Source organism: Eisenbergiella sp. OF01-20, from assembly GCF_003478085.1.
GTDB lineage: Bacteria > Bacillota > Clostridia > Lachnospirales > Lachnospiraceae > Eisenbergiella.
The window spans coordinates 24,059-50,095 of record NZ_QUES01000022.1 but is presented as its reverse complement, the minus strand read 5'-3'; the positions used below and the strand labels follow the sequence as shown (position 1 = coordinate 50,095).

Sequence of the window (26,037 nt, the reverse complement as noted above, 5' to 3'; positions counted from 1 at the left end):
ATTTTCTTTTTATTTTTTCAAAGCTTCCCTGTCAAGACGCATGGTCAGGGAAATCCGCTTCTTAGCCAAATCCACATCCAGCACCTTCACATCCACAATATCACCAACGCTCACAGCCTCCAGCGGATGCTTAATGAAGCGTTCGGTAATCTGGGAGATATGCACCAGCCCATCCTGATGGACTCCGATATCCACAAAAACACCGAAATCAATCACGTTGCGCACCGTACCCTTCAGAATCATTCCCGGCTTCAAATCCTTCATATCAAGCACATCGCTTCTTAAAATAGGAGCGGGCATGTCCTCCCTGGGATCCCTTGCCGGCTTCTCCAGCTCTTTCAGGATATCCGTCAGTGTGATTACTCCGATTCCCAGCTCACGTGCCATTTTTTCCTTATCCTTAACCCGCCGATCCAATCCGTAAGCTGCTGCTTTGCTTCCGGCGGCCCCTTCTTTTCCCCCGCCGGTACCGGATACTGTGCCATTCTTTCCCGGCTCTTCCTGAAGGGCCGTGTTTCCCATAGCCGCCGCAAGCGCCTTTCCCATAGCCGTATTGGTATTGCGGATAACTACCTGCTTCTGCGGCTTGGGCTTTGCGGGAGCCGCTGCCTGCTGCTTCCGTCCGGCCTTCATGGTCTTTGCTTCCGCCTGCAGCTTTTTTACATCCTCCATGGACAGCTCCAGCGTATCCAGAAGCTTCATGGTAGCTTCATAGGATTCCGGATGCACGCTGGTGGCATCCAGCGGATTATCCCCATCCGTAATGCGCATAAAACCTGCACACTGTTCAAATGCCTTAGGCCCCAGCTTGGCTACCTTCAAAAGCTGTTTCCTGTTGGTAAATCGGCCGTTTGCTTCCCGGTAATCCACTATATTTTTGGCAATGGTTTTGGAAATCCCGGATATATATTCCAACAGGGAGGCGGAAGCCGTATTCAAATCCACCCCTACCTTATTCACGCAGTCTTCCACCACGCCATTCAGGGCTTCTCCCAGCTTTTTCTGGTTCATGTCATGCTGATACTGCCCCACGCCGATAGATTTGGGATCGATTTTCACAAGCTCCGCCAGGGGATCCTGAAGCCGTCTTGCGATGGAAGCGGCGCTTCTCTGCCCCACATCAAAATTAGGGAATTCTTCCGTTGCCAGCTTGCTCGCGGAATAAACCGACGCGCCGGCTTCGTTTACAATAATGTACTGGACCGGCACATCCAGCTCCCTGATCAGATCCACGATGATCTGCTCGGATTCCCTGGACGCCGTCCCGTTTCCTACGGATATCAGCGATATGCCGTATTTTTTAATCAGCCGCTTCAGCTCCGCCTTGGCTTCCGCCACCTTATTCTGGGGAGCTGTGGGATAGATAACCTTCGTGTCCAGCACCTTCCCGGTGGCGTCCACCACCGCCAGCTTACACCCTGTACGGAAGGCCGGATCCCAGCCAAGAACCACCTTCCCGGCAATAGGAGGCTGCATCAGCAGCTGCTCCAGGTTCTTTCCGAACACGGAAATCGCTCCGTCCTCCGCTTTTTCCGTCAGTTCGTTGCGGATTTCCCTCTCAATAGCCGGTGCGATAAGCCGGTTATAGCTGTCCGCCGCCACTTCCTGAAGGACAGGCCCCGTGACCGGATTCTCCTTTGTGATCACTTTTTTCTCCAGGAACCTGAGAATCCGTTCCTCCGGCGCTTCTATTTTAACTGTAAGGAACTTTTCCTTTTCCCCCCGGTTCAGCGCCAGGATCCTGTGTCCCGCCGCCTTTTTCAGCGGCTCTTCATAGGCGTAATACATCTCATACACGCTGGCTGCCTTTTCATCCTTGGCCGTACTGCTGATTTTTCCCTCCTCAAAGGTAATATTCCGGATATAAATACGATAATCCGCTTCATCGGATATCGCCTCCGCGAGGATATCCTTCGCACCCTGAAGAGCCTGCGCAGCCGACTCCACACCTTTTTCCTCACTTACATATTTCGCCGCCTCTTCCTCCAGAGGAACCCGCGTCTCCTGGGCGAGGATGAATTCCGCCAGCCCGTCCAGCCCTTTTTCCTTTGCCACGCTGGCCCTGGTTCTTCTCTTCGGCCGGTAGGGCCGATAGAGATCCTCCACAACCACCAGCGTCTCCGCTGCCAGGATTTTGGCCTTAAGCTCCTCATCCAGCTTCCCCTGCTCCTCTATACCGGCAAGAACCTGTTCCTTCTTTTCCTCCAGATTACGCAGATAATTCAGCCGTTCGAAAAGGTTACGCAGCTGCTCATCATCCAGCGAACCCGTAACCTCCTTCCGATACCGGGAAATAAAAGGAATCGTGTTTCCCTCATCAATCAATTTGACGGCGGCTTCCACCTGCCATCGTTCCACCTTCAGCTCTTCCGTCAGTTTCCTTATAATATCCATTCGTTTACACTGCCCCCTATCCCGCAAAAACCCGCCGATACGTGTATCCGCAGCGCTTCCGCCTCTATGGAGCTTCCTTTCTTTCAACTACTTTGTGAATTGGCACTCACCTGTCCTTCATTATAATTGAAAGCGGCCTCCCTTTTCAAGTGCCTGTCCGATTTTCATCTCCGGTATCCTTCCGCAGTAAGATACTTTTCCTCATATTCTTCCATGGAAATGGGTTTGCTGAACAAAAAGCCCTGTAACAGCTCTACGCCGCATTTGCATAGCTCCTGCATCTGCTCCTCCGTTTCTATCCCCTCAGCAACCAGCCGGATCCCTTTTTTCCGGCAGGTATCCACAATGGAAACTATGGCATCCAGATTCTGCAGGACATCAACAATCATCCCCTTATTCAGCTTCAGGACGTCAAATTCAGCAGAACTGAGAAGCCGGATCCCTTCGGCATTCGTATCAAAGCCGGCCAGCGCCACAACAAATCCCGCCCGGCGCAGCTGATGGACCAGGTTCAGCAAATCGGATTCCTCCGATTCCATGACACCCTCCGTGATCTCCACTTCCAAAAGCCTTGTGGCAATTTCATGCTTTTCGCATAGGGAACAGAGCTGCTTTACAAAGGATGGCTGGGCCAGCGTAAGCGGAGAAAAATTGATGGAGACGGGATAGACCTCTTTTCCCATATCCAGCCATTTTCTAATCCGGGAACAGACCGACTCAAAAACAAAAAAATCAATCTGGCTGATCGTCCGTGTTTCCTCCAGCATAGGCAGAAAATTACCGGGCAGGACCGGTGTCCCCGCATCGGGATAATAGCGGATCAATGCCTCGGCGCCGATGGCCGTAAGGTCATTGGAAGATACCTTGGGCTGCATATACACGACAAAACGGTTTTTTATAATCTCCGTCTCCAGGATGTTGGGGTTGGATAGCTCCAGCAAATCATCGCTCTGGTGGCGATAACGCTTTGAGGTCGGATTTTTCCTGTAAAATTCCTTTTTGTCCTCATACATGAGCGCGTCGGCCTGTGAGGTTATTTCATTCATATCCGCAAGCTGCGCACACCATTGGCTGCCGATTGCCGCACGGCAGTCGTTGTCCTCCCGGAACCGCCTTTTCAGTTCCTGCAGCCGCTCGTTGAATGCCTGTTCTTCCACGTACCGGCAGATCACAACAAACTCATCACCGCCGATCCGGTATAAATCCGCGTCATAAAACACCTCCCTGAGACGCTTTGCCGCCTCCATTAACAGCCTGTCCCCGTAAGAGTGGCCTCTTTTATCGTTCACATCCTTCAGCCCGTTAACATCCAGATAGACAACCCCCACCGGAATATGGGAGTTCTGCAGGGCTTCCGAATCCTTTATATAGCGGTTGCGGTTATAAAAGGAGGTAAGTGTGTCATGAAAGCTAAGATGTGCCAGCTGCTCCTCATCCTCCGCACGTTTGATAGAGAGCATCAGGAAATAGCACAATGTCTGCAGCATGGTACCGATATAAGGCAGCCTTTCCTCCGGAGGATTATCCACACCAAGACAACCGCAGAATGCGCCGCTGCGTTCCATCGGGGCCGCCACCAGACTGTGGATGTTCTGGCTGTTCAGGATGTCGTATTCTTCGGGGGAACTGTCCCGGATCTGTTCCAAATCCGTTATCAGCACACATTCCCGCCGGTTAAACCTGGGCATCCAGCTGTCAAAGAAGGAAAGCGGCAAATCCTGCAGGTTTTCCCGCTGCGGTGTGACACCCTGTCCGCACCATTCGAACTCGTTATAAGCAAGACCGTCATGCACCATGAAAATATAGCATCGCTCCGCTTCCAGGAATTCGCCAAGGTTTTCCAGAATCCGGGGAATCGTCTCGGCAAGCTTCTGCCCCTGGTACAGAGTACGTACGCAGTCCATAATCATATCTTCCATTTTCAGGGTATATCTGAGTTTTTGCTTCTCCTCCTCGGCTTTCGTGATGTCAAAGGCAATTTCAAGCCGTGCAGGGCGGCCTTCCCACAATATTTCACGGTCCTTCAGCATATAATGGCGGCCTGTAACCGGGTTGGTGTCCTCCCAGGTATAGGTATCCCCGTCAGGCGACACATGCTGCTTACAGTTTTCGCAGGGGGTATCCCGTCCGCGCAGCACCTGATAGCACTTTTTCCCTTCGTAGGATTCCAGTTCAAAATTCCGCAGGCCCGTCCTGTTAAAGAACAGCAGATCATAGTTCTCCAGATCCGCCACATACATCAGCTCCGACAAATCGTCCAGCGGTGCCCGGAGAGCGACGGTCATTTTCTCTAATTTCTCTTTTTCCTTCCGGTTATCCGCCTCGGCAGCTTCAATCTGCCTGAGCCGCCGCCGGCCCCGATATTCATTGACCACAAACAAACAGCTTCCTGCGGCTACCAGAACAAAGAGGGCACAAAAGATTTTGACTGTATCATTAACCTGTTTTTCAGTATAATCTTCCGCCCTGGATACCGCCAGATCGGCTTCCTGGAAAAATGCTTCGCTCAGCTGGTAGAGCGTCTGCGCAGATTTGCCCTGCCTTACGTTACCGATCTCTTCTTTCATGGAAATCCAGCTGTCTTTCAGAACCCCCATCGCTTCCTGATAGTCCGGATCCTGCATTTTAACAAGGCGGTTATTTCCTTTCCCGGTCAGCAGCTCATCTATAATCTGATCCAAACGGCTGATCAGTGCGTCATTCGGCTCTCCGTACAGTTCCTCTTTTATCAGCCGCTGGGATGCCCCGCGTACCACTCCGGTATAATTGATGACCCGGGCATTTCCCTGGATGCTGAGTATAGAAAGCAGTGACCATACGCCCGATAAGAGCAGGACAGCAAATAATGTTATCGGTATTATTTTCTTTTTCATATGCTTCATTCATCCTATCTTTTCATTTCCTGCAAAAGAAACTTTTTATGTAAACTGATATGCCTGCTGCTTACATGATTTGGCATCTGAACACAATATAAGTCTGATTATAGTCTTTTTTGCAGAAGAAGGAAACCCTTTTTGCGGAAAAGAGAATGGGACGGCGGGTAACAGTAACCGCAGAACCAACAGCGCGCACTTCATACTTTTTTCATTTGTACAGCGCTCCCAAACGTGCTACAATAGCAACGATAAGGATCCCCCTGTTCCGGGAGCGATCCGGCATCATAGTCTGCATAAAGGAGATTTTGTTATGGATAACTACAACAACGGGCCGATCCCGCCTTACCAGAATAACAATTCCGGTTATCCTCCATACTATACACCGCCCACCCGCCATCCCGGAAGCAGTTTTGCCGCCGCTTCCATGATTCTGGGGATTATTGCCGTTATTTCCGCGTTTTTCGGTACGGTTTATCCGCCTGTTATCTGCGGAGGGCTTGCTGTCATCCTGGGGCTTCTGTCCAAGGGAAATGACAAGGCCATGCTTCCCAACGCCAAGGTTGGCATGCTCACCGCCATTCTGGGAATGGTTATCAATGTTCTTGTTGTGGGAAGCGTTATGGTTATGCTTTTCACCAATCCTTCTTATAAAGAGGATTTCCACAGGCAGCTGAACCAGTATTCGGAATATTTTTACGGGGAAAGCTTTGACGATATGTGGAACCAGATTGAAGAAGGAACGGGACGTTATTAGGATATGAAGGAGTATTCATCTATGGACAGACACGCATCATCAGCCGAACTGAAAGCCAAGGCAAAGGGGCAAATGCTTGGGAAATACGGAACTCTGGTTCCCGCCATCCTCGTGGTGGAGGTCATCATGACGGCCATTAATTTCATGGCTACTTTTTCCCTGGATACCAGGACCATGCCGGGGCTTACCATACAATTTGTCATCGAATGCCTGCTGCAGCTTCTGGCCGGTATTTTTCTTGCCGGGCAGACCTATATGTACCTGAATGTTTCCTGCGGGGGCAATATTAAAATCAGTGATGTTTTTTACGGCTTCACCAACCACCCGGATAAAGCCATATTGATTCAGCTATTGCAGCTCCTGCTTTGCCTCGCCTTTTTTGTACCGCTCTTTATATGCCTGGGCGTATTTACCTTTATTGACGGGACTTTTTCGGTAATGCTCCTGTTACTTTCGGTCACCTTCTGCATCGGTCTTGTGGGTTCCACCATCATAAGCCTGCAGTATTCCCAAAGCTATTTTGTCATGCTGGATTTCCCTGAATTCACAGCAGTCCAGTGTCTGCGTTACAGCAGGGAAATCATGAAGGGGAACAAGGCCCGCCGTTTTTATCTGGGCGTAAGCTTTCTCCCGCTTTATCTGCTGGGGCTGCTCACCTGCTGCATCGGCCTGCTGTTTGTCATTCCTTATTCAAACACGGCCTTCTGTAATTTCTATCTGGAACTGATGAGCTACCGGAATAACCACAGCCGTACCAATCCCTCACAGGAATAAAGCGATGACTGCCAATAACAAAAGCCTTCCCATCACTTACAGGGAATATAAATTTGCGGAGGAGTTTCCTATCCTCCTGATGGAGGGGAAAAGCACTTCCCCGCAAATTGATTTTATCCATTTCCATAACTGCATAGAAATCGCCTTTTGCAACAAAGGAACTATGACCTGGAATCTGGAGAACCGGGTATTTTCCCTGACACCGGGAAATATCTGTTTTCTCCCGCCTTTCTTTACCCATGGTTCCTTTTTCCCTCCTCAGGAGGGGGAGGTATCCTGCACCTATCTGTTTTTTAACCCGGAACAGCTGCTGGCGCCTTTTTATCCCAGCGGCCTTCCGCGGGAGTTTACCTGGTATCAGTATACGGACTTTTCCAAAATACTGCCTGCCGACAGTTTCCCGGAACAGGCAAGGCTTCTCCGGATGATCCTGCAGGAGCTGCGAAAAAAAGAGGGACAGTACCGCCAGGCCGTACGGGGTCTGGTGGAAACGCTCCTTGTGCTGTTGTACAGGCAGCACCGGAGCTGTCCCGTTTTCGGCGGGACGGTCTCCGCCCTGCCCCAGCTCTTCCCGGCTGTTTCATACCTGGATGCCGAATATGCCTCCGAGCTGGATACGGCCCATCTGGCCTATCTGTGCGGCCTTTCCCAAAGACAGTTCCTCCTCCATTTCCAGGAATGCTTCCGCCAGACGCCGCTCCAGTATCTGCGTACCGTCCGTATCCAAAAGGCCTGCCGGCTGTTGACCAGTACGGAAACCGGCATTCTGGATATTGCCCTCCAGACCGGTTTCCATTCCCTTTCCAGCTTCAACCGGTATTTCCACAAAATAGTAGGGAGCAATCCCCAGGCCTTCCGCAACGACAGACGCGTCATTGTCAAAAAAGATCCCAGGTATGCTCCCTATCACGCCGGATAACCGGGTATGCCGGATGCGTTCATCCAAAGGCTGCTTTTCCCTCCCGCTCCCATTCGCGGAGCGCCTCCGTTACCCAGCAGAACCGTTCCGTTTCAAAGTCAGGCAGGAAGGAGCAGTCTGCGCCCAGCATCAGCCCGTCCGTATTGCCGAATGTACGCCGGTAGGTTTCCAGGATATGTCTGGTTTCCTGCCGGATTTCTTCTTGTGTCCCGGAATACAGCAGCTTTCCCCTCCGGTTGTCAAAACCGCCCAGACAGTTGCGCATGCCGAAATACTTCCTTCCCTCTTCCAGGGAGAGTTTTTCCACATATACTGCCCAGTTCACCGTATTTCCCGGATAATCCCGCCAAAGCTCCAGCTGGTTTTTGATCTGGTTCCAGCCGCAGAAATGCAGGATATTATAGGGGGAGTTCTCCTCGGCGGCCGTTACTACCAGCTGTTCGGACGGCGCCACCAAAGCGGTGAATTCTTCCGGGGCAAAAAGACCGGTTTCCGCTCCCTGCATTGCGAGAAAAATGCCCAGGCAGCCCGCTTCTTTTATCAGCCTTTCGCTCAGCCAGGCCAGATCCTCTCCCAGAAAAAGCAGGGCGTCCCGTACCGCACCCGGATCTTCCTTCAGGAATCCAAGCAGCCTGTCATCCCCAATCCGCCGGAGAAGGGTGAAGGGCGTAAATACATTGCTATAGGTATCCGCCTCTCCCGCCAGGGCTTCGTTGATGCGGCAGGCGCGGTCCAGATAGTCCCTTATATAAGGGTTCCGATCCTTTCCCGGACGGTAGGCCTTCAGCTCCTCCAGGCTTGTCAGGTCAAGGCAGACGGGGGCCGTAAGGCCGTCATGCATAATTTTCAGAAAATCCGGATCCGTCCGTTTATAAAAACGGATATGGGCCTTCACACAGGCTTCCCCGTGCAGCTCCTGCGGCTGCATATGCTGGAAAAAGCTTACGGGGATATGTTCATGGGGCAGCCCCTCCAGCATACGCCGGAGATTTTCTCGTTTTTGTTCCATCAGCCCTTTACCGCTCCTATCATCACGCCTTTTTCAAAGTATTTCTGCAGAAACGGGTACACAATCAGAATGGGGATGGTGGATACGATGATAGTACAGTATTTCACCAGCTCGCTGCTGAAGGTATCTTCCACGGCAGCGATGAGGGAATCCGCATTCTGCGCCTGGTTCTCTATAAGGATTTCCCGCAGTATCATCTGGAGAGGATAAATTTTCCTGTCTCTGGTAAACATGGCTGCGGGAAACCAGGAATTCCACTGCCCCACGCCGTAATACAGGATCATCACCGCCACCACGGGTTTGGACAGAGGCATGATAATCCTGGAAAAGATAGTGAAATCGTTGGCCCCGTCGATGACAGCGGCCTCCTCCAGGCTCTCAGGGATGGATTCAAAGAAGGTTTTCATGATGATCATGTTATAAGCGCTTACCGCATAAGGGATACTGGATACCCATATGGTGTTGTAAAGCCCGGTATTCCGGATGACGAAGAACAGGGGGATCAGCCCGCCGCTGAAAAACATGGTAAATATCATCAGCTTCAGCACGCCTCTGCGGATCAGGAAGCATTTCCTGGAAACCACATAGGCGGCGAAGCTGGTCAGCCCCACCTGGAGCAGGGTTCCGGCAACCAGGTAAAACAGGGTGATCTTAAAGCCGTTGAACAGGCTCTTATTGGCCAGGGTTTTCTGGTATCCCGCCAGTGTGGCTTCTCCCAGCGGCATCCACAAAAGGCCCGTATGGGATTTCAGAAGAATGGGATCGCTTATGGAGGCCACCACCACATAATACATGGGATACAGAGTAATTCCTATCAGAAAAAGCATGATCAGGACATTCACGACCTGGAACGGTTTCAATTTTTTCTTCATTTTGCACCTCACTTTGTCAGCATACGCTGCGTCTACCACAGGCTGGTTTCGTTCACCTTCCGGCTCACGGTGTTTGCCAGGATCAGAAGGATGAAATTAATGATGGAATTAAAAAATCCCACTGCGGCAGCGAAGCTGTATTCAAAATTCATCAGTCCGATCCGGTAAACATATGTGGATATAACATCGGCTTTTTCATAGACCATGGGATTATAAAGGAGCAGGATTTTGTCCCAGCCCAGGGTCATCATGTTCCCGATGCGCATGATGAGAAGAATCACAATCGTGGGGGATATCCCGGGAAGGGTGACATGGAGGATTTTCTTCCAGCGGTTCGCCCCGTCTATTTCGGCGGCTTCGTACAGGCTCTGATCGATACCGGTCAGCGCGGCAAAATAGATAATAGAATCCCAGCCGAATTCCTGCCAGATACACATCAGCACATACAGCGGCTGGAAATAGGCGGAATGGCTGAACATATTGGAGGCCTCCCGGCCTGTCAGGGCGCAGAAAACGCTGGTGATAACACCGTTTGTTTTACAGAAATCCAGCATAAGCCCGCAGATTACCACGGCAGATATGAAATGCGGCATATAAGTAATGGTCTGGGTTATTTTCCTCAGCCTGGTTCCGGTGAGTTCATTCAGCAAAATAGCAAACAGGATCGGAAAAGGGAATCCGAACAGAAGCAACAGCAGATTGATGGAAACGGTATTCCGCATGGTACGGAAGAAATAGGGGTCCCCCAGGAAGGCTTTGAAATGCTTCAGTCCCACGAAATCACTTCCGAATACACCCTTCGTGGGAACATAGTCAAACAGGGATATGATCATTCCATACATGGGATAGTAATGATATACCAGAAAATAGGCGAGTACCGGTAAAATCATGATGTACAGAAGGGGATGCGACCTCATGTTTTTCCACAGTCTCTTAAAAAAAGGTTCTTTCAGCGCTGCATGCGTACCTCTTTTCATCATTGCTCCTCTCTGCGGATGCCCGCGGCTTTTTATGGAAAAAGGCCGGCTTTTCTCCCGCCAGCCTTTCTCCTGTATTTCTTTATGGGGGTTATATCTTTCTATTCACGGGCTTCATATCTTGCATATGCTGCTTCATTGATTTCTTCGCCCCGTTCGCTGCCCAGTTCCTTCAGCTGTGCCACAAAGCCGTCCCAGCCGCTTTCCAGATCCTCCTCTCCGAAGATAAAACGGTATACCATTTCATCCGAGTAGTTGGCAAGCTTGGTTTTGATCTGTGTCAGCTCCTTGGATTCTTCCGTCGTAAGCGTCAGGTAGCCGGGAAGCGTATGCTTATCATCGTTCTGCATGCCCCATGCATCCCAGGACTGGTGGCATTCCTCCAGCGCATACTGGGCAGCTTCCATGGTTTCATCATATTTGATCTGGAAGGGCGCGCACATATAAAGGGATCTTACCGTATCATAGTCCAGGCCGTCCGGGTTATTGCTGACAAAATCGGTAAATTCCCTGGTTCCGTCCGCATTTTCCGTATAGGTCTTTTCTTCGCCTTCATTGGTACCCCAGGCGGTGAGAAGCATCACCTCGGGATCCATCAGATAGTCCACAAATTTCACTGCCTCCTCCGCATGCTTGCTGGCTGCGGAAACCTGCCAGGAATAAGAATTGATGGAACTTGTAATTTTGGACATATGGGTGGTATCCTCCGCATTCACCCTGGGCAGCACACAGGAGGTCAGTTTAAATTCCGGATCCACGGCTGCGCCGGCGGTTACGGACTGTTTCACATTATAGGTATGGGCAAAACACATGCCTGCCGTACCGTTCTGGAACAGCTTCAGGGAATCGTCGATGGTACGGGAAACGAAGTCGGTATCGATGAGACCTTCCTCCGCCCACTGGTTCAGCACCTTCAGGAATTCCTTGTAGCCGTCCTGGGTCCTGCTATAGTGTACCTGTCCCTCCTCATCCAGATCGAAATCCTTGATGGAAACATCAAACGCGGAGGAAATGGGGTTGTTGGCATAAAACTGTGCCTGGTTGAATTCGCAGAGGGCCAGGGGGATCTGCACGCCGTTCTCTTTAAAGGTGCGCAGTACATTGGTATAATCCTCCAGGGTGACCGGAGCCTCCAGATTGTACTTGTCCAGCCAGTCCTGTCTGACTATAAGGCCGTTGAATACCTTGTTGTTATCGGTGGGGGGAAGCCATGTGGTACCGAATTTGATAATGTTGCCTTCGTCGCCCCGGATCTTTTTCTGTACGTCCGGATCCCCGCTTTCTTCGCAGAGTGCATTAAAATTAACCGCATACTGTTCCACCAAATCGGTTACGTTCAGGAGCACGCCGTCCGCAATGGCTCCCTCCACGCCGCCGGGATAGGTTGTCTGGAACAGGTTGGTATACATCAGATCCGGCAAATCCCCGGATGCCAGCAGCTGCTGGAAATAAGAACCGTCATCCCCTACGGGCGCGTGGATAAATTCAAATTGCAATCCCGTATCCTCGGAAATCTTCTGCACCACCGGGTTTTCCCCCAAGTCGGAATAATATGCCCGTGCCGCCGTCTGGAAATCACAGAAAACAGTCAGGGTAACATCCCCATCTGCTATTTTGGCACTTCCCGTCTCCGCAGCCGTCTCCGTCCCTGCATCCGTCCCCTGGGCGGCAGACGCATCCTGGGCGGCGGTGCCGCCCTGCGCTGTCTCCGACGCTGCGCCGCCGCAGCCTCCCAGTATGACTGACGCCGCCAGAATGGCCGCCGTAAGTACTGTGCTTGTTTTTCTTCCCTTTCTCATAACCTCTTCATCCTTTCTGTCATATGTTTCTCATATGCTACAACACATGGGTATCCACGTGATACTGCCTGTTCAGGGTTTTATATCCAGCCTGTCAATCCGCAGGATTCCGCAGATATATACCTCCAGCGCCCTGCGTATCCTGAGAAGCGGGATGCTTTCATCCGGCTGATGGTAATCGCCGTGCCCCGGCCGGAACAGCCCTTCCGGCGGCGGGGGAAGCTTCATTCCCGTGCCGAAAGCAAAGGCGTTGGTAAGCTTTCGGGCATAGGTACCGCCGCTCATGACAAACGGGCCGTCCTCATTTTCCAGAATCTCCCGGCAGGTTTGGGTGAGCGTCCGGGCCACCGGGTGCTCCGGGTCAAAATAGCTGGCTTTGGCAAGGCGGGTTATCTTTATCTCAAACCCCCGGCGCTGTGCCGCTTTTTCCGCCCGTTTTGCAAATGGGAAATCACTGCAGGTTACCGGATATTTGGACATGAATCCGATGACCAGCCGCCCTTCCTGCATACGAAGCTGTGTCGCCGTCAGGCAAATCGGGCCGGACAGCGCATCCTCGCAGAATACGTCCAGGGCCTGTCCTGTATTGTCCTGGTTAATAGCGGGAATGATCCCGAACAATTCCCTGTTTTCCCCGTCTATCAGTTCCTGCGTGCAGAGGGCCTGCGCCAGCAGGGTCAGCGCATTCACTCCGTCCGCCGGCCGGGATGCGTGGGCCCGGACGCCATGTGCTATAATCCGTATGGTTTCCCCCACCCTCTCAGCGGTGACCGGCGCGCTGAGGCGGGAGGCTTTTTCCCAGCGTTCCCCGCTGTAGGCAAGTACCGCCCGGGCCTGATCCGGTATGGTATACAGCCCGCAGTCGCAGGAAACCTCCAAAAGCTCTTTTCCGCATTCCCGGCGGGATATCAATTCCGCATTGAAGGAACCTCTCTCCCCGCAGCAGACCGGAAAACCGCTGTCTGGTACAAGGGACAGCGCCGGGAGGCGATAGTGAGCGACATAATAATCCAAATCGTACATCCCCTGCTCCTCACAGGTCCCCAGATACAGCTCCAGGCCATGGGACAGGCTGATATGATGTTCCTTCATATATTTGAGGACATAAAGCCCTAAAATAGCGGAGCTTTTATTGTCCTGGCAGCCCCTGGCGATAAAATAGCCGTCCTTTACCACCGGATCATAAGGCTCATACTCCCAGCCTTCCCCTTCCTCCACTACATCCAGATGCGCCCAGATACCTATCGTATCCGCTTGCGGGGAAGCGGCATAGGATATTTTCCCCACATAGTTGTCAAAGTTTTGGACCAAAAAACCGTTTTCCTCCCCGATGTGAAGCATTTCTTCCAGAACATCCCGGCATCCTTTTCCAAAGGGCGGGTATTGGGAAGCTTCCGCCTCCGCCACACTCCGGATCCGGCAGATACGCGTCAGATCCCTTACGATATCCGGCATCCTGTTATCTATCCACTGCCGGATTGCCGGCAGATCAGCTTTTCCTTCCTGTAAAATACCATCCCTTATCATTTCTTCCCTCTCCTCAAAAACCAACTCCCTACCGGTTTGATACCATTCCCCACTTTTTGGGAAAACCCACAGGGCACCATTACGTTTGACTACTGTTCTGTCTCCCCATATTTGTCGGTATTCCTTTACTTTTCCCCTTCTTTCCGTTATAATTTTTTAGGAAAAGGGGGTTACGGCATCCCGGAATTATCGATTTCTTATGCACTTTATTACATTTTTGTTCGCTGATTGATTTACTGTTATTATAATTATACAAAGCACCGGCTTCCTATCATTAAGGAGATAAAAACTATGCAGAAACAATCATTCCAACGGTTTCCCCTCCGCTACCGTCCCTACGATTTTCCTGCCCGTTTTCCGGTTCTCGCCTTTCTTGGTGAAAACTGGACGATATCCGTGGACTCCCCGGCATATCTGCATTTCCATAACGGCCTGGAAATCGGGCACTGTATCCGGGGAAACGGGCGGCTGTTTCTGAACGGACAGACCTCCTCTCCTTACGAAACGGGAGCCTTCAGCATCCTTTTTCCCCAGGTTCCCCATATGGCGGTCTGCGGCACGCAGGAAAGCCAGTGGGAGTATCTCTATATTGAACCCCGGCATTTTCTGGAATCCGCGGCGGACTGCGGGGCCGATATCTGGCAGGTTTTCTATATGCTCCAGGAAATACCCGTGATCATCCGGGAGGGCGCTTTTCCCCTGCTTCATTATTACCTGACCCGTATTTTTCAGGAATTCCATGAAAAACAGCCTCTCTACCAACAGGCTGTGCACGGTCTTCTTTTTTCCCTCTTTTCGGAAATCAACCGCATCACACTGGCGGCCTCGGCTTCCCATACCGCGGAATCGGAGGATGGCTATTCCTATATCCGCACCGCCCTTACCTACATATACGCCCACTATAACGAACCGTTTTCCGTACGCAGCCTGGCCGCCCACTGCTGTATCAGTGAAAGCCACCTGCGCCGGCTGTTCAAAAGCATGGTGGGGATCAGTCCTTTGGAATATCTGCAGCATTACCGCATCCAGCAGGCCTGCCACCTGATTCACCTGAACCGGCTGCCTGTCAACTGCATTGCCCGGGAAGTGGGCTATAGCAGCCTGTCCAGCTTCAACAGACAGTTTCTGCAGTACATGCATTTGTCTCCTTCCGGGTGGAAAAAGGAGCATCTGTCCGAGAGGCCGGAGCATGAAGTGCGATCCTATGAGGATAACAGTACCAGACATATTTTCCAGTTCTGAGGAGTGCGTCCTTTCCTTTGCCACCCTGCTGCCCGCAGAGCGATGTCCCCGGGACGGAAAAGGATATTCGCCAGTCCATCAGGCCGGACATTCCGATGAGCCCGAAGGCGTCAAGTGTGTCAGATGAGGCTGACGCACTTGACCGGTCTCATCTCCATGGCCTGAAAGGATCTGGTGAACATTCCTTTTCCGTCCCGGGGACATCGCTCTGCGGGCAGCAGGGTGGCAAAGGAAAGGACGCACTCCTCAGAACCGGAAAATAGCCTTTTCATAGATGGGTGCTATAAAATGGGAGTGCATGACAGGATTTATATATACTACAAAAATCAGCCAGAGATGAGGGCGCGAACATGATAATCAAAAATAAAAGATATCAGTCATATGAGGTATTGTCGTTGGCTTTGAAGGCATCGCCGGTCTGTATGGTGCTTTATTTTGTTTTGTCCGTTACGCAGTCCGTCATGCAGACGGCGGTTATGGCCATGGCTACGGCGGGTTTTGTGGATACGGCTGCGGAAATCCTTACCCATTTACGGCCGCAGGGGGATATTTATCTGCCGTTGGTTTTGTTGATGCTTACGCTGGGGGTGGCCGGTACTGTGGGTGCGTTGGCACGGTTGGCGGGTTCGCGGATCCGAGTAAGGCTGGAACGGGAAATCAAGCCTTCACTCGTCAGGATTTATGCGGCCTTTGATTATAAACATATAGAGAACGCGGAAAGCTGGGAATTAATATCGCGTGTATCCAGGGATCCGGTGAAATCCATTATGGATGGGGCGGATGCTTTTATACAGTTTCTGCAGATCATGGTATCCGTTTCCTCGGTTTTCCTTTTAATTGTGACACAGGTCTGGTGGGCGGCGGTGATCATCCTGGCATTTTCGGTTCCCATGTTCTGGTTATCCATGCGCGCGGGAAAAAAGAACTACCAGGCGGAACGGGAAGCGGAGAAATTCAACCGCCGCACGGATTATCTGGGGGAAGTGTTAACCGGACGGGATAATGTGGACGAGCGCACTTTATTTGACTACAGTGATGCGGTCAACCGGCAATGGCAGGAGCAGTACGAGGCAGGCAGAAAAATGCAGGTGAAGGTTACGGCGAAAATGTTCCTGATCACCAAGGGGTCCAGCCTGGTTCTGGCACTGATTTCGCTGCTGGTGGCGCTTACCCTGATCGGGCCGGTCATACAGGGACAGATGACGGCAGGTATGTTTATGGGTATTATCAGCGCCGTGTTTGGTATGATTCAGAAGCTGGGTTTTCAGATGTCACGCTCTCTGGAGAATATATCGCGGGCGGGCGAATTTATGAAGGATTTGAGTGCGTTTGCTGCACTGAGCGATGCCGGAGATGCCCTGACGGAACCGGATGCAAAACCGACAGCCATAGAACGGTTGGAATTTTGTAAGGTACGTTTCCGGTACCCGAATGGAGACAAATATATTCTGGACGGGCTGTCTTTTACGCTGGAAGCGGGACGGCACTATGCCTTCGTTGGTAAAAACGGAGCCGGCAAGACCACGATCACCAAGCTGTTAACCGGCTTATATACGGAATATGAAGGAGAGATCCTGGTAAACGGCAGGGAACTGAGAACCTATCCTGCCAGCACCGTCAAGGCGATGTTTTCTGTGGTATACCAGGATTTCGCCAGATATTATATAGGAATGAAAGACAACATATCACTTGGCAATCTACATGCCAAAGGAAACGAGAAAGAAGCGGCCCATTTAGCCGGACTGGATGAAACCATCGGCAGGCTGAAGAATGGGATCCTCACGCCGCTGGGCAAGATCCTGCCGGGCGGGCAGGATCTTTCAGGAGGGCAATGGCAGCGTGTTGCGATTGCCCGGTCACTGATCAGTCAGGCGCCTGTAAGGATCCTAGATGAACCGACATCCGCCCTGGATCCCATCAGCGAAAGCCGGTTGTACAGCGAATTTGAGAAGCTGATGGAAGGAAAAACAACGGTGTTTATCAGCCACCGTCTGGGATCGACCAAGCTGGCGGATGAAATACTGGTAATCGATGGCGGCAGGATTGCAGAACGGGGTACCCATGAAACGCTGATGGCCCGAAAGGGACAGTATGCCGATATGTTTGAGACGCAGAGGGAGTGGTATCAATGAATACGGAAACGAAAAAGTACAGTCTGCTAAAAGTCATACTGCGGATTATCCCCATACAGTTTAAGTCTGCGCCATGGAACTGTCTCCTTGAAAATACCCTGGGAATTATGAACGGCCTGTCTTTCACCCTGACTGTGGCGGCAACGCAGAAGCTGTTTGATGCCATTTCCGGGGCCGCCGCGGGAAAAGCGGATTTTTGGGACTGCCTGTCTCCTCTTCTAATCTTAGCCGCCTTTACGTTCGGACAGCAGATTATCAATGGCGTCCAGAATTTCCACGGAATCGGTGTGCTGCTTCCGAAATCGGCCGGAAGGCTGACCGCATTGATTCATCAGAAGCTGGGACGTATCGATCCTGTGTACTTTGAGGATACCGGTTTTCTGGACGATCTTAACAAAGCGAAAGAAGGCGTCCGGGCCATCACCATGTTCTGTATGATCGTGTTTGTCTGTGTCAGCTTTTACGGCGTTTATTTTGTGTCGATAGGGGCCTATCTGTTCCGGCTGAAGCCTGTGCTGATCCTGACATTGCTTCTGGCTTTTCTCCCCGCCATGGCTGCCCAGACCGTCAATATAAAAGTATTTACAAAGCTGGAAGAACAGAGCGCTCCCCTCCGTCGGGAGTCTTCCTATTACCAGAAAACCATTTGCGATCGGGAATATTTCAAGGAAACCCGTATTCTGGGCGCTTTTACTTTTTTTTATCAGCGCTTTGAGGAAACCCTGATGCTGCTCACCGGTAAAATATGGAAAGCAGAACGTAAAACGGCACTGCTGCAGCTTTTGCTGGATTTCTCCTCCTTTGCGGGGATGGCGCTTTCTTCCTATATGTTGTTTCGCGCCACGATGGCGGGAGAGATTACCATAGGCATGTTCGCCGCCGTTTTCGCGGCACTGGGGCAGATATTCGGCATTATGCAGGAAATTGTCAGGCAGCATATCGGCAACATGAACAGGGATATGGGAAAGGTCGTGAATTTCATACGGCTGCTTGCTATGCCGGAGCGTACCGAAACGCAGGGTATCCCGGATTTCACCAAAGGGGTCACGGCAAAAGATATCAGCTTTACATACCCCGGCAGGGATAAGCCGGCTATTTCAAAGGTATCCCTGGAGATCGCCCCCGGAGAAACGCTTGCCGTGGTGGGGGAAAACGGGGCCGGGAAAAGCACGCTTGTACGCTTGCTTACCGGGATTTACCGCCCTTCGGAAGGGAAGGTACTCCTTGGCGGCCTGGATACGGCAGCCGCTTCCGCTCCCGGCGTTTATCAGGGGGTATCGGGGGTTTTCCAAAAATACCAGCGGTATAAGATGACTCTTCAGGAAAATGTGGCTATCAGTGATGTTTCAGCCGGAGCGGATCCAACACGAATCCGTTCCGTACTGTCCGAGGCCGGTTTTGAGATGGGCGGAAGGAAGCTTGACGACATGCTTTCCCCGGAATTTGGAGGGGTTGATTTATCGGGAGGGCAATGGCAGCGTGCCGCCATCGCCAGAGGGCTGTACCGGGTGAATGGCTTTATCGTATTGGATGAACCCACGTCCGCCATCGATCCCATAGAAGAAACAAAGATTTACAAGCAGTTCGAACAATTGGCCCGGGGAAAATGCGCAGTGGTGGTAACCCACCGCATCGGATCCGCCAGGCTGGCGGATCGCATTGTGGTTATGGACGGCGGGAGGATCGCCGACATCGGGACGCACGAAGAGTTAATGTCCCGCAAGGGGAAATATGCAGAAATGTGGGAGAAACAGGCCCAGTGGTATGAAAGGCAGGAGGAAAAGGAATCTGTGTAAACTGTGACTATCTGCCGTCCCTGTATCTTAGGAAATCAAAAAAGCCATTGCATTTCCAGGATTCCTCCCGGGATGCAATGGCCTTTCTTTTTTATTCATCCCCCGCTGTTTTACCTGTGCTGATCCATTTCAGATAAGCATTGATAAAGGGATCCAGCGCGCCGTCCATTACCGCGTCCACATTGCCGGTTTCATGGTTGGTCCTGTGATCTTTTACCATGGTATAGGGCTGGAATACATAGGAACGGATCTGGTTGCCCCAGCCGATTTCCTTTACCTCGCCCCGGATACCCGAAAGCTTCTGGGCATTTTCTTCCTGCTTAAGCATATACAGCTTGGCCTTCAGCATCTGCATGGCCTTATCCTTATTCTGGAACTGGGAGCGCTCATTCTGGCACTGCACGACAATTCCCGTAGGAAGATGGGTAATGCGGATTGCGGAGGACGTTTTGTTGATATGCTGTCCGCCCGCGCCGCTGCTTCGGTAGGTATCAATACGAAGATCCTCTTCGTTGATTTCAATATCCAGCTCTTCTTCGATATCCGGCATAACATCCAGGGACACGAAGGAAGTCTGGCGTTTTCCCTGTGCGTTGAAGGGGGAGATACGCACCAGACGGTGCACCCCTTTTTCCGACTTCAGGTAACCATAGGCGTTTTCCCCGTTTACCTGGAAGGTAACGGATTTGATACCCGCCTCATCCCCGTCCAGATAATCCAGCACCTCCAGGCCAAAGCCCTTACGCTCCGCCCATCTGGTATACATACGGTACAGCATGCTGCACCAGTCACAGCTTTCCGTTCCGCCCGCGCCCGCATTCAGCTTAAGGATAGCACCATTTTTGTCGTACTCCCCTGTAAGCAGCGTGCTGATACGCAGCGTTTCCAGTTCATCCGTAAAGGAATCCAGCTCCGAACGGATTTCCTCCGCCATAGATTCATCATTTTCTTCATTCCCCATTTCGATGAGTGTTTCAATATCCTCATACTGGGTTCCGAGATGCTCTATCTGTTCCACCGTATCCTTCAGGTTCTTCAATTCTTTCATTTTCTTGTTGGAATACTCCGGATTATCCCAAAATCCGGGAGCCTCCATCTCGCGCTCCAGCTCTTCGATCCGCTTCAACTTTTCTGCTAAGTTAAAGTGAATCCCTCACTTCCGCCAATGGAGTTTTGTAAGCCTGTAATTCCTGTTTCATCTGATCTAATAAAACCAATGCCGAACACCACCTTTACAATTTTAATATAGGAATGTTACTTATTCCAAGGAATGTTACTTATTCCTTCCGCAACAATTCTTGTACTTCTTCCCGCTTCCGCAGGGGCAGGGATCATTCGGATATACCTTAGCCGAGCCTCTCTTCACCGGAGCTTTCGGGCCGGAATCATCCTTATTGGTGCCGGTCACCTTGGCAACCTGCTCCCTCTCCACCTTCTGCTCCACTCTCACATGGAACAGCAGACGGATCGTATCCTCCCTGATACTGTCGGTCATGCTGTCAAACATCTCATAACCGCTCATCTTATACTCAACCAGAGGATCCCTCTGGGCATAAGCCTGTAAACCGATTCCCTGACGCAGCTGATCCATATCGTCGATATGGGCCATCCACTTATTATCAATCACCTTCAGCAGGATAACACGTTCCAGCTCACGGATTGCCTCCGGCTCCGGGAACTCCGCCTCCTTGCTCTCATACAGCTTCACAGCCTCTTCCTTAAGCTGCTGTTTCAGACTGTTTCTCTTAGGCTTGTTCACCCGATCCTTCGTTATCGGAACCAACGGTATAATAGGAAGCAGAAGGGAATTCAGTTCCTTGAAGTTCCAGTCCTCCACATCCGCATCTTCCCCGATTACCATGTCCACCGTATTGTCCACAATATCCGTAATCATCTTGTAGATCACATCCCGCATGCTTTCCCCATCCAGGACACGGCGTCTCTCCGCATAAATGATTTCACGCTGCTCATTCATAACCTGATCGTATTCCAGCAGGTTCTTTCTGATACCGAAGTTGTTGCTCTCAATCTTCTTCTGCGCCGTTTCAATGGCGTTACTCAGCATCTTATGCTCAATTTCCTGATTTTCCGGGACACCCATGGTGTTGAACATATTGATCAGACGCTCGGAACCGAACAGCCTCATCAGATCATCCTCCAGGGAAATATAGAACTTGGATTCCCCGGGATCCCCCTGACGTCCGGAACGGCCGCGCAGCTGGTTATCAATACGCCTGGATTCATGCCTTTCGGTACCGATGATCTTCAGTCCGCCCGCGCCCTTCGCGGCATCATCCAGCTTGATATCGGTACCACGGCCGGCCATGTTCGTGGCAATGGTTACGGCCCCGTGTACACCGGCATCCGCAACGATTTCCGCTTCCAGCTCATGGAACTTGGCGTTCAGTACCTTGTGGGGAATTCCCTTCTTTTTAAGAAGCCCGCTCAGTTCTTCGGAAGCCTCGATGGTAATCGTACCAACCAGTACCGGCTGCCCCTTGGCATGGGATGCCTCCACCGCCTCCACAATCGCATGCAGCTTCTCTTTCCTGGTCTTATACACCGCATCCTGCTGATCGAGTCTCTGAATCGGTTTGTTGGTGGGAATTTCAATGACATCCATCCCGTAAATGTCACGGAATTCCTTTTCTTCGGTAAGGGCGGTACCCGTCATACCCGACTTTTTCTCAAACTTATTAAAGAAGTTCTGGAAGGTGATGGTAGCCAGCGTCTTGCTTTCCCGCTTCACCTGCACATGCTCCTTCGCCTCAATCGCCTGATGCAGACCGTCGGAATAACGGCGTCCCGGCATGATACGGCCCGTAAACTCATCGACTATCAGAACCTGATCATCCTTTACCACATAATCCTTGTCGCGGGCCATCAGGTTATTGGCACGCAAAGCCAGGATGATGTTATGCTGGATTTCCAGATTTTCCGGATCCGCAAGGTTCTCGATCTGGAAAAACCGTTCCACCTTGGCAACACCCTGCTCCGTAAGGTTAACCACCTTATCCTTTTCATTTACAACAAAGTCGCCGCTTTCCTCCTGCTCCACACCCATGATGGCATCCAGCTTGGACAGGTCTTCCATATCCGCGCCCCGTTCCATCTGTTTGGCAAGGATATCGCAGGCTTCGTAAAGCTTCGTGGACTTCCCGCTCTGCCCCGAAATGATCAGAGGCGTACGCGCCTCGTCAATCAGGACGGAGTCAACCTCATCGATGATGGCATAATGCAGATCACGAAGCACCAGCTGCTCCTTGTAAATGACCATGTTATCCCTTAAGTAATCGAAGCCCAGCTCATTGTTGGTAACATAGGTAATATCCTTGGCATATTCAGCCCGTCTTTCCTCAGACTTCAGGCTGTTTAAAACCACACCTACCTCCAGGCCCAAAAACTCATGCACAGCGCCCATCCAGGCGGCATCTCTGGCGGCCAGGTAATCATTGACCGTAACCACGTGCACCCCTTTGCCCTCCAGGGCGTTCAGATACGCGGGAAGCGTGGATACCAGCGTCTTGCCTTCACCGGTTTTCATTTCAGCGATACGTCCCTGATGCAGGATAATACCGCCTACCAGCTGTACGGGGAAGGGTTCCATATTCAGTACCCTCCTGGCCGCTTCACGTACCGTGGCATACGCCTCCGGAAGCAAATCGTCCAGCGTTTCCCCATCGGAAAGACGCTTCTTGTATTCCTTCGTCTTATCCTTAAGCTGTTCATCGGAAAGCTCCATCATGGCAGGTCTCATGGACTCAATCTTGTCCACGATAGGCATGATGCGCTTCAGTTCCCTCTCACTGTGCGTGCCGAAAACTTTTTGAATTACATTCATTTTGTATTTGCTCCAATCGTTTTGTCCGACAAAAATAACCTGTCACAGCCTGTTTTCCTGCCATTTACGGCACAGGCCGGACATGCACTACCCCTTATAATAGCAGAAAAGCGCTCTTTGTTCAACTTTTATCTGCTTTCCGGCAAAACCTTAGCCTGTTTTTTGCAGCCAATCCCGGAAAAATACCCTTCCGCCGGCCGCCATTTCCATACATCATTATTGTTATATGACTTTTCACAAAAAAAATCCATAGATAAACTATGAAAAGTCTGTAAATTTTGTAATCATAAGTACGGAAGGAATGCGGCTTACCGGGGCAACCCTTTTTTCCTGGTGGATTCCCGTTCCAGTACGGAAGGCAGCGTGCTGTAATAGCGAACTGTCAGATTGGGCTTTCTGATTTTGGACAATATACATTTTCCTGTCTGGTATCCCATATCGAACACATCAATGTCAACGACCGTAAGCATGGGTTTTAAAATACGGGACAGGGGATACTCGTCAAAGGTAATGACGCCGATCTCCTCCGGGATCGCCGTCCCGTGCTCTTGCAGCGCCATGACGCAGCCGTAGGCGATGTAATTATTGGCGCAGATAATGGCATCCGGGCGCTCCTTCTGTGAAAGCAGCTCCTCCGTCATGGCATATCCGCTGTCACAGTCGGATGTCCCCCGGCGCAGATAGCCTCCGGGGATCAGTACGTCGTGCTCGTTCAACACGGAAAGGACCCCTTCCAGACGGTGGCCGCTGATACGGTCCTCCTGCCTTCCGCCTAAGAAAGCAAGGGAACAGTAACCGCACTGCAGCAGATGGCGGGCCGCCAGCTCGCCGCCCAGCCGGTTATCGATATCTATCCAGCTCAAATGGCTGGGAAAGTCCGGGATGCCGATCACAATATGGGGGATCTCTTTCGCAGAAACCAGCTCGTCCATTGCCGGTGAAATAACGGAGGCATGCAGCACCACGCCGTCCGCTTCCCCGGAATCAAAGATGTGTTCCACAAAGGGACAGGCATCCTCGGCCGCAATGCTTTTTACACAGAGCAAATAGCCCTTTTTGGACAGGGCCTCTTCCATACCCGCCATGATTTCAAACATATGAGGATTGGTAAAACCCGCATCCTTCCCCAGTGTTGTCAAAAACAATACCGTTTTGTTCGTCTGCCTGGCGAAATTGCGCGCCCTGGCGTTGGGATGGTATCCCAAATCCCGCATCGCCTGCTCCACCCTGTCTATGGTCGCCTGCGAAATGGAACCGGAACCGTTCATCACCTTGGAAACCGTAGCCGCCGAGGTCTGGGCGGCCTTCGCCACGTCCCTGATTGTCACCGACATATGCTTTTCCTCAACCTTCTTTTTTAATACGCTTTCACAACGGCAAAACCTTTGCCGCCCAGCTCATCTTTCCGGAGCTTGTGCTGCCACAGCACGCGTCCTTCCAGCCATTCCGGCAGGAGCGCCGCAGGGGTTTCCTCTCGGTTCAGTGCCACCAGCACCCTTTCCCCGGGAAGACTTCTTTCATACACGTACAGCCGGCTCCCTTCCTGCGCGCTGACCGTGCGGAATGTCCCGCGCCGCAGAGCCTTTATCTCCTTCCGCAGACGGATTGCCGTCCGGTAAAAGGCCAGAAGCGGATCCGCCTTCCCCCAGGGCATGGCCTGTCTGTATGCATCCTCCCGGACGCCCTCCGCTCCCAGCTCATCCCCGTAAAATAGGCACGGCATGCCCGGAAACGTCATGAGAAAAAGCACGGCCAGCTCATACGCTTCCCGATCCCCGCCGCACAAGGAGAGAAACCGGCTCACATCGTGGCTGTCCAGGAGATTCAGCTGGGCGTAAACACTCTGCCGCCTGTAGCGCATCCGCATATGGGTAACCCGTCCGTCAAAGGCGGCGGCATCTATGCTGCCGGAAGCGAAGAACCGGCGGCAGTGTTTGCGGAAATCATAATTCATCGTGGAATCAAACAGTTTCCCGTCCAGCCAGTGTCCCGCGCTCTCCCATACCTCTCCGATCAGAACCGCCTCCGGATTTACACTTTTTGCCGTCCGGTAAAACCGGCGCCAGAAATCATCATTCACTTCACTTGCCACATCCAGCCGCCAGCCGTCAATGCGGAATTCCTCCAGCCAGTACCGGCAGACGCCGCAGAAATATTCCGCCGTCTCCTCCCGATCGGTAGCCAGCTTGGGCATCAGCCGTTCATAACCAAAGCATTCATACCCCGGATAGGCCTGCGGATCCTCCGGCCGTTCCACCGGGAATTCCAGCCGGTAGAACCAGTCTTTATACGGGGAAGCCTGTCCTTTTTCCACCACATCCTCGAATTTGTCCCACTGCCAGCCGCAGTGATTGAACACCCCGTCTATAATAACCCGCATTCCCTTTTCATGGCACGTATCCACCAGCTCACGGAAATCCGCATCCGTACCAAAGCACGGATCCACATGGAAATAGTCAAGCAGATCATACTTATGATATTCCCCCGCTGCAAAGATCGGATTCATATACAGCGTGTTAATCCCCAGTTCCTCCAGATACCCCAGATTTTCCGTTATCCCCCGCAGAGTGCCTCCCCGTTTTCCCCGCACCGTCTTGCCCCGGAATTCCTTCTGGCTCTCCCGTCCGCTGATATAGCCTTCCCCGGTGGCAAAGCTGTCGGGAAAAACATTATAAATCACCGCATCCTGTGCCCAGCCGGGAGGGCTGACCAGATCCGCCCGGTGCATATAGGGAAACTGATAGTATTCCGAACGATCCTCCACACAATGATCGGTAAAAAAATCCCCATAATACAAAACCCGTTCCTCCCCCGCCGTCAGTTCAAAATAATAACATAACCGTCTGTAGGGGCTGACCAGCTCCGCCTCGTAATAATCAAACAGCTCATCCCGTGCCGCCGCTTCCATGGGGAGGGAAGCAAACAGCACCGGTGTCTGCCTGCAGGAACGGTCACCGTAATACAGCCGGCAGGAATCCAAATCCCCCCGTGCCGTGCGGATCCGGAAAACCATACGCTCCTCATCCAGGGCAAAGGCGTACTGCGACATGGGTATATGCAAAACAGCTTTTTTGTTCATATCGTATCCTATCGTAACCCGTTCAGGCGATCCTGAATGGTTATCT

17 protein-coding genes are annotated in these 26,037 nt (G+C 51.8%); 6 read left to right on the top strand and 11 right to left on the bottom strand.

Features of this window, described 5'->3' with window-relative positions:
• Positions 1–9: 9 nt before the first annotated feature.
• Positions 10–2,394 (bottom strand): Tex family protein, encoded by a 2,385-nt coding sequence (locus DXA36_RS21450; protein ID WP_118681545.1) that lies wholly within the window; start codon positions 2,392–2,394, stop codon positions 10–12.
• A 164-nt stretch (positions 2,395–2,558) separates the two neighbouring features.
• The gene (locus tag DXA36_RS21445) at positions 2,559–5,267 is read right to left on the bottom strand and encodes a sensor domain-containing diguanylate cyclase (protein ID WP_118681544.1); all 2,709 of its coding nucleotides are present in this window, start codon (positions 5,265–5,267) and stop codon (positions 2,559–2,561) included.
• Positions 5,268–5,580: 313 nt separating this feature from the next.
• On the opposite strand from DXA36_RS21445, the gene DXA36_RS21440 reads away from it, so the two are divergent.
• Genes DXA36_RS21440 through DXA36_RS21430 form a run of 3 tightly spaced genes read left to right on the top strand, consistent with a single transcriptional unit; the run spans position 5,581 to position 7,717 of the window.
• On the top strand, positions 5,581–6,024 hold the full coding sequence (locus tag DXA36_RS21440) for a hypothetical protein (protein WP_118681500.1): 444 nt from the start codon (positions 5,581–5,583) through the stop codon (positions 6,022–6,024).
• A gap of 21 nt (positions 6,025–6,045) precedes the next feature.
• Entirely contained in the window at positions 6,046–6,798 is a 753-nt protein-coding gene (locus DXA36_RS21435) for a DUF975 family protein (protein WP_182479199.1), read from the top strand.
• A gap of 4 nt (positions 6,799–6,802) precedes the next feature.
• Positions 6,803–7,717 (top strand): AraC family transcriptional regulator, encoded by a 915-nt coding sequence (locus DXA36_RS21430; RefSeq protein WP_118681498.1) that lies wholly within the window; start codon positions 6,803–6,805, stop codon positions 7,715–7,717.
• Between the two features lie 19 nt (positions 7,718–7,736).
• Here DXA36_RS21430 and DXA36_RS21425 read toward each other — a convergent pair whose 3' ends face one another.
• The 5 genes from DXA36_RS21425 to DXA36_RS21405 all read right to left on the bottom strand — a co-directional run bounded on the left by DXA36_RS21425 (position 7,737) and on the right by DXA36_RS21405 (position 13,901).
• Positions 7,737–8,726, bottom strand: coding sequence for a uroporphyrinogen decarboxylase family protein (locus DXA36_RS21425; RefSeq protein ID WP_118681497.1), 990 nt, complete (start codon positions 8,724–8,726; stop codon positions 7,737–7,739).
• Entirely contained in the window at positions 8,726–9,598 is an 873-nt protein-coding gene (locus tag DXA36_RS21420; RefSeq protein ID WP_118681496.1) for a carbohydrate ABC transporter permease, read from the bottom strand. Before DXA36_RS21420 ends, DXA36_RS21425 begins: the two co-directional genes overlap by 1 nt.
• Positions 9,599–9,630: 32 nt before the next feature.
• Positions 9,631–10,578, bottom strand: a complete 948-nt coding sequence (locus DXA36_RS21415) for an ABC transporter permease (protein WP_243114705.1) — start codon at positions 10,576–10,578, stop codon at positions 9,631–9,633.
• Between the two features lie 98 nt (positions 10,579–10,676).
• The gene (locus tag DXA36_RS21410; protein ID WP_118681494.1) at positions 10,677–12,374 is read right to left on the bottom strand and encodes an extracellular solute-binding protein; all 1,698 of its coding nucleotides are present in this window, start codon (positions 12,372–12,374) and stop codon (positions 10,677–10,679) included.
• Between the two features lie 72 nt (positions 12,375–12,446).
• Positions 12,447–13,901 carry a Sapep family Mn(2+)-dependent dipeptidase gene (locus DXA36_RS21405; protein WP_118681493.1) on the bottom strand — a complete coding sequence of 485 codons (1,455 nt, stop codon included), beginning with the start codon at positions 13,899–13,901 and terminating at the stop codon, positions 12,447–12,449.
• 291 nt (positions 13,902–14,192) lie between these two features.
• On the opposite strand from DXA36_RS21405, the gene DXA36_RS21400 reads away from it, so the two are divergent.
• The 3 genes from DXA36_RS21400 to DXA36_RS21390 all read left to right on the top strand — a co-directional run bounded on the left by DXA36_RS21400 (position 14,193) and on the right by DXA36_RS21390 (position 19,071).
• Positions 14,193–15,143 (top strand): AraC family transcriptional regulator, encoded by a 951-nt coding sequence (locus DXA36_RS21400; protein WP_118681492.1) that lies wholly within the window; start codon positions 14,193–14,195, stop codon positions 15,141–15,143.
• A gap of 350 nt (positions 15,144–15,493) precedes the next feature.
• Positions 15,494–17,275 carry an ABC transporter ATP-binding protein gene (locus DXA36_RS21395; protein ID WP_118681491.1) on the top strand — a complete coding sequence of 594 codons (1,782 nt, stop codon included), beginning with the start codon at positions 15,494–15,496 and terminating at the stop codon, positions 17,273–17,275.
• Complete coding sequence (locus tag DXA36_RS21390; protein WP_118681490.1) at positions 17,272–19,071, top strand: ABC transporter ATP-binding protein; 1,800 nt, start codon at positions 17,272–17,274, stop codon at positions 19,069–19,071. Before DXA36_RS21395 ends, DXA36_RS21390 begins: the two co-directional genes overlap by 4 nt.
• A gap of 91 nt (positions 19,072–19,162) precedes the next feature.
• Here the strand turns inward: DXA36_RS21390 and prfB are convergent.
• The 4 genes from prfB to DXA36_RS21370 all read right to left on the bottom strand — a co-directional run bounded on the left by prfB (position 19,163) and on the right by DXA36_RS21370 (position 25,991).
• Positions 19,163–20,288 (bottom strand): peptide chain release factor 2 gene (gene prfB, locus DXA36_RS21385; RefSeq protein ID WP_118681489.1). Its coding sequence is split into 2 segments (ribosomal slippage): positions 19,163–20,212 and positions 20,214–20,288, totalling 1,125 coding nucleotides; the frame shifts between segments, so codons are not numbered across the junction.
• A gap of 56 nt (positions 20,289–20,344) precedes the next feature.
• Positions 20,345–22,912 carry a preprotein translocase subunit SecA gene (gene secA / locus DXA36_RS21380; protein ID WP_118681488.1) on the bottom strand — a complete coding sequence of 856 codons (2,568 nt, stop codon included), beginning with the start codon at positions 22,910–22,912 and terminating at the stop codon, positions 20,345–20,347.
• Between the two features lie 308 nt (positions 22,913–23,220).
• Entirely contained in the window at positions 23,221–24,246 is a 1,026-nt protein-coding gene (locus tag DXA36_RS21375) for a LacI family DNA-binding transcriptional regulator (protein WP_118681487.1), read from the bottom strand.
• A 23-nt stretch (positions 24,247–24,269) separates the two neighbouring features.
• Complete coding sequence (locus tag DXA36_RS21370) at positions 24,270–25,991, bottom strand: alpha-glycosidase (protein WP_118681486.1); 1,722 nt, start codon at positions 25,989–25,991, stop codon at positions 24,270–24,272.
• Between the last annotated feature and the right edge of the window lie 46 nt (positions 25,992–26,037).

Excerpts from the sequence above, each read along its gene's own strand:
- DXA36_RS21450 (WP_118681545.1), bottom strand. The coding sequence starts at position 2,394 with ATGGATATTATAAGGAAACTGACGGAAGAGCTGAAGGTGGAACGATGG.
- DXA36_RS21445 (WP_118681544.1), bottom strand. The coding sequence starts at position 5,267 with ATGAAAAAGAAAATAATACCGATAACATTATTTGCTGTCCTGCTCTTA.
- DXA36_RS21440 (WP_118681500.1), top strand. The coding sequence starts at position 5,581 with ATGGATAACTACAACAACGGGCCGATCCCGCCTTACCAGAATAACAAT.
- DXA36_RS21435 (WP_182479199.1), top strand. The coding sequence starts at position 6,046 with ATGGACAGACACGCATCATCAGCCGAACTGAAAGCCAAGGCAAAGGGG.
- DXA36_RS21430 (WP_118681498.1), top strand. The coding sequence starts at position 6,803 with ATGACTGCCAATAACAAAAGCCTTCCCATCACTTACAGGGAATATAAA.
- DXA36_RS21425 (WP_118681497.1), bottom strand. The coding sequence starts at position 8,726 with ATGGAACAAAAACGAGAAAATCTCCGGCGTATGCTGGAGGGGCTGCCC.
- DXA36_RS21420 (WP_118681496.1), bottom strand. The coding sequence starts at position 9,598 with ATGAAGAAAAAATTGAAACCGTTCCAGGTCGTGAATGTCCTGATCATG.
- DXA36_RS21415 (WP_243114705.1), bottom strand. The coding sequence starts at position 10,578 with ATGATGAAAAGAGGTACGCATGCAGCGCTGAAAGAACCTTTTTTTAAG.
- DXA36_RS21410 (WP_118681494.1), bottom strand. The coding sequence starts at position 12,374 with ATGAGAAAGGGAAGAAAAACAAGCACAGTACTTACGGCGGCCATTCTG.
- DXA36_RS21405 (WP_118681493.1), bottom strand. The coding sequence starts at position 13,901 with ATGATAAGGGATGGTATTTTACAGGAAGGAAAAGCTGATCTGCCGGCA.
- DXA36_RS21400 (WP_118681492.1), top strand. The coding sequence starts at position 14,193 with ATGCAGAAACAATCATTCCAACGGTTTCCCCTCCGCTACCGTCCCTAC.
- DXA36_RS21395 (WP_118681491.1), top strand. The coding sequence starts at position 15,494 with ATGATAATCAAAAATAAAAGATATCAGTCATATGAGGTATTGTCGTTG.
- DXA36_RS21390 (WP_118681490.1), top strand. The coding sequence starts at position 17,272 with ATGAATACGGAAACGAAAAAGTACAGTCTGCTAAAAGTCATACTGCGG.
- secA (WP_118681488.1), bottom strand. The coding sequence starts at position 22,912 with ATGAATGTAATTCAAAAAGTTTTCGGCACGCACAGTGAGAGGGAACTG.
- DXA36_RS21375 (WP_118681487.1), bottom strand. The coding sequence starts at position 24,246 with ATGTCGGTGACAATCAGGGACGTGGCGAAGGCCGCCCAGACCTCGGCG.
- DXA36_RS21370 (WP_118681486.1), bottom strand. The coding sequence starts at position 25,991 with ATGAACAAAAAAGCTGTTTTGCATATACCCATGTCGCAGTACGCCTTT.